7 protein-coding genes and 1 pseudogene are annotated in these 6975 nt (G+C 71.0%); 2 read left to right on the top strand and 6 right to left on the bottom strand.

The genetic code is table 11. The features are described from left to right. Positions 1-165: 165 nt before the first annotated feature. The 6 genes from GGD88_RS18115 to grxD all read right to left on the bottom strand — a co-directional run bounded on the left by GGD88_RS18115 (position 166) and on the right by grxD (position 5501). Positions 166-1221, bottom strand: coding sequence for an ABC transporter ATP-binding protein (locus tag GGD88_RS18115; protein WP_184438121.1), 1056 nt, complete (start codon positions 1219-1221; stop codon positions 166-168). Continuing rightward, positions 1218-2222: an ABC transporter ATP-binding protein gene (locus tag GGD88_RS18110; RefSeq protein WP_184438112.1), complete on the bottom strand. Its 1005-nt coding sequence runs from the start codon at positions 2220-2222 to the stop codon at positions 1218-1220. Before GGD88_RS18110 ends, GGD88_RS18115 begins: the two co-directional genes overlap by 4 nt. A gap of 8 nt (positions 2223-2230) precedes the next feature. Further along, positions 2231-3235, bottom strand: coding sequence for an ABC transporter permease (locus GGD88_RS18105; protein WP_184438110.1), 1005 nt, complete (start codon positions 3233-3235; stop codon positions 2231-2233). Between the two features lie 17 nt (positions 3236-3252). Beyond that, the gene (locus GGD88_RS18100) at positions 3253-4236 is read right to left on the bottom strand and encodes an ABC transporter permease (protein ID WP_184438108.1); all 984 of its coding nucleotides are present in this window, start codon (positions 4234-4236) and stop codon (positions 3253-3255) included. An 89-nt stretch (positions 4237-4325) separates the two neighbouring features. Next, positions 4326-5069, bottom strand: coding sequence for an acylneuraminate cytidylyltransferase family protein (locus tag GGD88_RS18095; protein WP_184438106.1), 744 nt, complete (start codon positions 5067-5069; stop codon positions 4326-4328). Positions 5070-5159: 90 nt separating this feature from the next. Continuing rightward, complete coding sequence (grxD, locus tag GGD88_RS18090) at positions 5160-5501, bottom strand: Grx4 family monothiol glutaredoxin (RefSeq protein WP_184438104.1); 342 nt, start codon at positions 5499-5501, stop codon at positions 5160-5162. A 245-nt stretch (positions 5502-5746) separates the two neighbouring features. Between grxD and GGD88_RS18085 the strand changes: the two genes are divergently transcribed. After that, positions 5747-6568: an exodeoxyribonuclease III gene (locus GGD88_RS18085; protein WP_184438102.1), complete on the top strand. Its 822-nt coding sequence runs from the start codon at positions 5747-5749 to the stop codon at positions 6566-6568. Between the two features lie 45 nt (positions 6569-6613). Next, positions 6614-6778: pseudogene (locus GGD88_RS19020) on the top strand (hypothetical protein); the annotation flags it as partial. Positions 6779-6975: the final 197 nt, after the last annotated feature.

Genomic DNA, 6975 nt, shown 5'->3' with positions numbered 1-6975 from the left:
CCCGGCCCGGCATCTCCATCCGCCGCAAACGCAAGCGCTGTGGTTGGACCAACGACTTCGCCAGAACCATCATCGGCCAAATGCGATAGCCCTGGCGAGCGCGTGCGGGGTTGGCGTGCCGGCCGGGTCTTCTTCGTCAGCCGCCACCAGGAGCGGGCAGCTCCGTCAGCCACCAGGGGCGGGCAGCCGGCCCTCCTCGACGGCGTGGCAGGCCACCGCCCCGGGGCCGCCGTGGGGCAGCAGCGCCGGGCGCTCGCGCGCACAGCGGGCCGCCGCCCACGGACAGCGGGTGTGGAACGCACAGCCCGGCGGCGGGTCCAGCGGGCTCGGCACCTCACCCGCCATCGGCTTGCGATCGCGGTCGGGCGCGCGCAGGTCGGGCACGGTCTCGATCAGCAGCCGGGTGTAGGGGTGGCGTGGCCGGGCGAACAGGGCGTCGGCCGGCGCCACCTCGCACAGCCGGCCCAGGTACATGACCCCGATGGTATCGGCCATGAAGCGCACCACTGCCAGGTCGTGGGTGATGACCAGGTAGGTCAGGCCCAGTTCGCGTTGCAGGTCGCGCAGCAGGTTGAGGATCTGGGCCTGCACCGAGACGTCGAGCGCGCTGGTGGGCTCGTCGCAGACCAGAAAGTGCGGGCTGGACGCCAGCGCGCGGGCGATCGACAGGCGCTGGCGCTGGCCGCCGGAGAACTCGTGCGGGAAGCGGTCGGCATCATGGGCGCGCAGGCCGACGTGCTCCAGCAACTCGCTCACCCGGCGGCGGATGGCGCCGGCGTCGTCCATCAGGCCGTGGGCGCGGATCGGCTCGGCGATGATGCGCCCGACCCGCCAGCGCGGGTTCAGGCTGGCGAAGGGGTCCTGGAAGATCATCTGCATGCGCCGGCGGATCGGGGCCAGGGCGCGGCGGTCGCGCAGGCGGCCGATGTCGCTGCCCTCGAACACAAGGTCGCCGGCGGTGGGTTCGTACAGGGTCACCAGCATGCGGGCCACGGTCGACTTGCCGCAGCCGGACTCGCCCACCAGCGCGGTGGTGCGGCCGCGCGCGATGTCCAGGTCGAGGCCGTCGACCGCCTTCAGCACCCGCCGGCGCTTGCCCTCCAACAGACGCGCCAGCAGCGGCGGCGAGACGTCGAAGTGCTTGGTCAACCCGCGCAGGCGCACCAGCACCTCGGTGCCGTCGTCGGCCAGGATCACTCCGGGGCGCGGTTCCTCGCTCATGACGCGGTCCGTTCCCGGGGGGCGGCGCGCGCCCCCTCGGGCGCCCACAGCCAGCAGGCGGCGGCCGACGGTGGATGGTCGAACAGCGGCGGCCGCTCCGCCACGCAGCGGTTGAATGCGTGCGGGCAGCGCGGATGGAAGGCGCAGCCGGCCGGCATGGCGCGCAGCGACGGCATGCTGCCCTCGATCTGGGCCAGCCGAGGCGGGCGGTCGTGGGTGGTGGGGATGCAGGCCATCAGGCCCTCGGTGTAGGGGTGCAGCGGCCGGTTGACCACCGCGTCCACGGGCCCCACCTCCGCCAGCCGGCCGCCGTACAGCACGGCCACGCGGTCGGCGGTCTCGGCGATCACCCCCATGTCGTGGGTGATCAGCAGCACGGCGGTGTCGTGCTCCCGGCACAGGCGCTTGAGCAGCGCGGTGATCTGGGCCTGAATGGAGACGTCGAGCGCCGTGGTGGGCTCGTCGGCAATGATCAGGCGCGGGTTGGCGCACAGCGCGAGGGCGATCACGACCCGCTGGCGCATGCCGCCGGAGAACTGGTGCGGATAGGCGTCCAGGCGGTCGGCCGGCGCCGGGATCCCCACCTCGCCCAGCAGCGCAACGGCGCGGTCGCGGGCCTGGGCCTCGCTCAGGTCCAGGTGGGTGCGCATGGTCTCGGTGAGCTGGCGGCCGATGGTGTAGAGCGGGTTCAGGCTGGTCAGCGGGTCCTGGAACACGGCGCCGATGCGCCGGCCGCGGATGCGGCGCAGCTTGTCGGGGGAGAGGCGGTCGATGCGCTCCCCCTCCAGGTGGATGGTGCCGCTGGCGATGCGGCCGGGCGGCTCCAGCAGGCCGATGATGGCGGCCCCCGTCTGCGACTTGCCGGCGCCCGATTCGCCCACCACGCCCAGGATCTCGCCCGGCATGATGTCGAACGACACCCCGTCCACGGCGGTCAGCACACCGCGGCGGGTGGGGAATGTGACCCGCAGGTCGCGCACGGAGAGGAGGGGTTCGGCCATGGGCGCCCTCACCGCAGCTTCGGGTTGAGGGCGTCGCGCAGCCAATCGCCCAAAAGGTTGACCGACAGCACCAGCAGCACCAGGGCGACGCCGGGGAACAGGGTGATCCACCATTCACCCGAGAACAGGAAGTCGTTGCCGATGCGGATCAGGGTCCCCAGTGACGGTTCGGTCGGCGGCAGGCCGACGCCCAGGAACGACAACGTGGCCTCGGTGATGACCGCGATCGCGAGGTGGATGGTGGCGATCACCAGCACCGGCCCCATGGCGTTGGGCAACACGTGGCGCAGCGCGATCACCACCGGATGCACGCCCATGATGTGCGCGGCCATCACATACTCGCGGTTCTTCTCCACCATGGTCGAGCCGCGCACGGTGCGGGCGTATTGCACCCAGCCGGGGGCGCCGATGGCGAAGATGATGACCCAGATTGCGACCTCGTGGTGCACCTCGCGCGGCAACAGGCCGCGGGCGACGCCGTCGATCAGCAGCGCGATCAGGATCGCCGGGAACGAGATCTGGACGTCGGCGATGCGCATCAGCAGGCCGTCGATCCAGCCGCCGGCATATCCTGCCAGCAGCCCCAGCCCGACCCCCAGCACCATGGCGAACAGCACCGAGGCGACGCCGACGAACAGCGAGATCCGCATGCCGTACAGGATCGCCGACAGCAGGTCGCGGCCCTGATCGTCGGTGCCGAGCACGTAGTCCCACGAGCCGCCCTCCATCCAGACCGGCGGGGTGAAGGCCGCCATCAGGTCGACGGTCTCCAGCGCGAACGGGTTGGTGGGCGCGATCATGGGCGCGGCCAGCGACGCCGCGACCAGGGTCAGCGCCACCACGGCGGCCAGGATGGTCACCGGCGAGCGCAGGAAGGAATAGAGGATGTCGGAGTCCCAGGCCCGCCAGGCGGTGGCGCGCAGCCGGCCCAGGCGGGTGCCGGGGGCCTCCAGGGGGGCCTCCCGGGGGGCCTCCCGGGGGGCCTCCAGGGGGATCTCGCCCGGCTCGGTCATCGGCTCTCCGTCATCGGCTACAGCCCCGCGCCGCCGCCCTGCACGCGCAGGCGCGGGTCGACCACGAAGTAGAGGATGTCGACGATCAGGTTGATGAGCACGAACAGGAAGGCGACCAGCACCAGGTAGGCCGCCATGACCGGGATGTCGACGAACTCGATGGCCTGGATGAACAACAGGCCCATGCCCGGCCACTGGAACACGGTCTCGGTGATGATGGCGAAGGCGATGACGCTGCCCAGTTGCAGCCCGGTGATGGTGATGACCGGCACCAGCGTGTTCTTGAGCGCGTGCCCGAAGTTGATCGCCCGCGCCGACAGCCCGCGGGCGCGCGCGAACTTGATGTAGTCGGTGCGCAGCACCTCCAGCATTTCGGCCCGCACCAGGCGCATGATCAGGGTCATCTGGAACAGGCCCAGGGTGATGGCGGGCAGGATCAGGGCGACCAGGCCGTCCCGGGTCAGCAGGCCGGTGCTCCACCAGCCGATCTGCACGGTCTCCCCGCGCCCGAACGAGGGCAGCCAGCCCAGCCAGACCGAGAACACCAGGATCAGCAGGATCCCGATCAGGAAGGTGGGCAGCGAAATGCCGATCAGCGAGACCGTCAGGAACGCCTTGGACAGCCAGCCGTGCCGGTTCAGCGCGGTGTAGATGCCCATGGGCACGCCCACGACGAGGGCGAACAGGCCGGCGGCGAAGGAGAGTTCCAGGGTGGCCGGCGCGCGTTCTATCAGCAGGTCTTCCACGGGGCGGCCGTGGCGGTAGGAGATGCCGAAATCGGCCTGGGCGGCGTTGACCACGAAGCGGGCGAACTGCACCGGGAAGGGATCGTTCAGGCCCAACTCCTCGCGCAGGCGCTCGCGGTCCGCCAGGCTGGTGTCCTGACCGACCATGTTGTTGACCGGATCGCCCACGTAGGTGAACAGCGCGAACCCCACCAGGGCCACGGTCAGCATGACCAGCACCGACTGGAGCAGGCGGCGGACGATGAAGGCGACCATGGGCTCCCCCCGGGAACACGGCGACCTGATGCCTCTGGGCGCGCCCATGGGCGCGTGGCTCGGTGATACCACGGGGACGGGGGGCGTTGTCATCCGCTTGTGCGGGGGCAGGACACGGGTGCGGCGGCCGGGCGGGCCGGGTGGGCGGCCAGGGCCTCGGCCAGCACGAAATCCGACGCCTCGTCGATGTCCAGGGACTCCAGCGCCGGGGTCTCGAACAGCAGCGGCCGGGCGCCGATGCGGGTCCCGCGCGCCCGCAGGCCGGCAGCGGTGAACAGATAGAGGCAGGAGTTCTCCTCGAACACCGGCGCCAGGTCCTGGGTCGGGAGCAGCCGCGCCGGGTCGTGGTTGAGCGGCCGGCCGCTCGCGTCCCACAGCCGCACCTGGCGGCGGGTGACGGCGAACAGGCTGTCGCGGTCGGGCCAGGCGGCGCGCAGGGCCGCAATCGCGCGCCCCAGGGTGGCGGCGGTCAGGAACGGGTTGGTGGCGTGGGTCTGCAGGATCAGGCCGGCGTCGGACGGCAGCCGGTCCAGGGTGTCGCGCAGGACGTCGTTCATCGACGTCTCGGGGGCCGCCAGCGCGGCCGGACGCCGCATCGCCAGCGCCGCCGGCACGACCGTCAGGGCCTCGTCCAGGATCGCCGGATCGTCACTGTTGACCACGATGCGGTCGACGACGTCCGCCGCCGCCAGCGTGCCCAGGATGTGGTGGAACAGCGGCCGTCCGGCCAGCGGCCGACGGTTCTTGCCCGGCACCCGCACGCTGGTCCCGCGCAGGGGCAGGACGGCGGTGACGGGGGCGAGGGGCGCGGGCGGCGGGGCGGCGGTGGTCATGGTCGCGCCAGCCTAGCGCCACCCGCGTCCCGTTCAAGCGGCGCGAGGCCCCCAGGGTCATGTTAGGGTCGCGCCAGGGTCACGCCAGGGTCACGCGGCCGACGCGCTGGACACCCCCTTGTCCTTGAGCAGGGTCTGCAACTCGCCCTCGGCCGCCATCTCGCGCACGATGTCGCAGCCGCCCACGAACTCGCCCTTGACGTAGAGTTGGGGGATGGTCGGCCAGCTTGAGAAGTCCTTGATGCCCTGGCGGATGGAGTCGTCCTCCAGCACGTTGATGCCCTTGAAGCTGACGCCGAGGTGGTTGAGCACCTGCACCACGGCGGCGGAAAAGCCGCACTGCGGGAACATGGGGGTGCCCTTCATGTAGAGCACGACGTCGTTGGCGGTGATCTCGTCGCGGATGCGGTCGTGCACGGCGGTGTCGCTCATGGTCGTCTGCCCTTCGCTGCTGGCCATCGTGGCGGGGACGGGGGTGTCGGGGACGGGGGTGCCGGGACCGGGGACGCCGGCGGCGCGGCCCCCGAAAGAGGAGCAAATCGGTCCTCTATGGTGGCCGGGATATGGCATTCCGCCCCCGGTCCGTCAACCGGCCGGCGCCTTGCCGCAGACCGGGCCGCGTGCTTCACTCCGCCGCCCTGGTCCTGCACCCTGGTCCTCCCACCTTGGCCGGCCCGATGCCCCGCGTCCGCCTCGTCACCTGGAACGTCAACTCGGTGCGCAAGCGCCTGCCCCAGGTCCTGCGCCTGCTGGAAGAGACCGCCCCGGACGTGCTCTGCCTGCAGGAGACCAAGGTCACCGACGCCCTGTTCCCGGCCGCGGCGCTGGCCGAGATGGGCTATCCGCATCAGGCCCGCTACGGCATGCCGGGCTACAATGGGGTGGCCATCGTCTCGCGCCGGCCGCTGGCCGGGGTGCGCCGCCACGACGTGCTGGGGCGGCCGGACGCCCGCCTGATCCTGGCCCAGGTTCCCGACCTGGATCTCGACGTGCACTGCCTCTATGTCCCAGCCGGCGGTGACGTGCCCGACCCGGAGACCAACCCGCGCTTCGCCGACAAGCTGGCCTTCCTCGACGCCCTTGCCGAGTGGTACGCGGCCTGGTTCGGGCGCATCGACCGCATCGTGCTGTGCGGCGACGTCAACGTCGCCCCCCTGCCCCGCGACGTGTGGGACCATCGCCGGCTGTCACGGGTGGTGACCCATACGCCGGTGGAGATCGACCGCCTCGCGCGGCTGCGCTCCAGCCTGCTGTGGGTGGACGCGGTGCGCGACCTGACGCCGGACGACGAACCGGTGTTCACCTGGTGGAGCTATCGCGCCGGCGACTGGCGCACGGCCAACAAGGGCCGGCGGCTGGACCATGTGTGGGTGACCCCGCCGCTGGCACCGGCCCTCGCCGGCTACGCGGTGCTGACAGAGGCGCGCGACTGGCGCCCGCCGTCCGACCACGCGCCGCTGCTGGTGACCCTGGATCTGGACCGGGCGGGGGCGGAGTAGGGCCGGTAGACGCCGCTTACGGGCGGCATTGCCGCGACTGGACAAATGGCTGTATCGTTGCGCCGGCAGTGCAGCGGTGGAGCGGCGGCCATGACCTTCCCTACTCCGGATGAGGCTTATCTGGCAGTGGCGGTGCTGGCGCCGGGCTTCATCATCCTGTTCATCCGCAGCCGGTTCGTCACCGGTGACTTGCCGAGCGTAAAAGAGGGTGCCCTCTATTACGTCTTGCTTTCCGTTGTGTACTATTCCGTTGCGCTTCCCGTTTTCCCGGGCCTGGACTTCCGGGATGGCCCCAAGAACATTATGTTTTTCGGTTCATCACGGAATTCCGGGGAAGGCGGCGCGGATCTTGAGAAAGAAGTAGGCGTCATCGCGGAAGCCGTAGGCCATCCGCTTGATGACCTTGA

It is taken from the genome of Roseospira goensis (assembly GCF_014197795.1).
GTDB lineage: Bacteria > Pseudomonadota > Alphaproteobacteria > Rhodospirillales > Rhodospirillaceae > Rhodospira > Rhodospira goensis.
The sequence above is the reverse complement of the archived record's forward strand: the minus strand, read 5'-3'. Positions and strand labels throughout refer to the sequence as shown.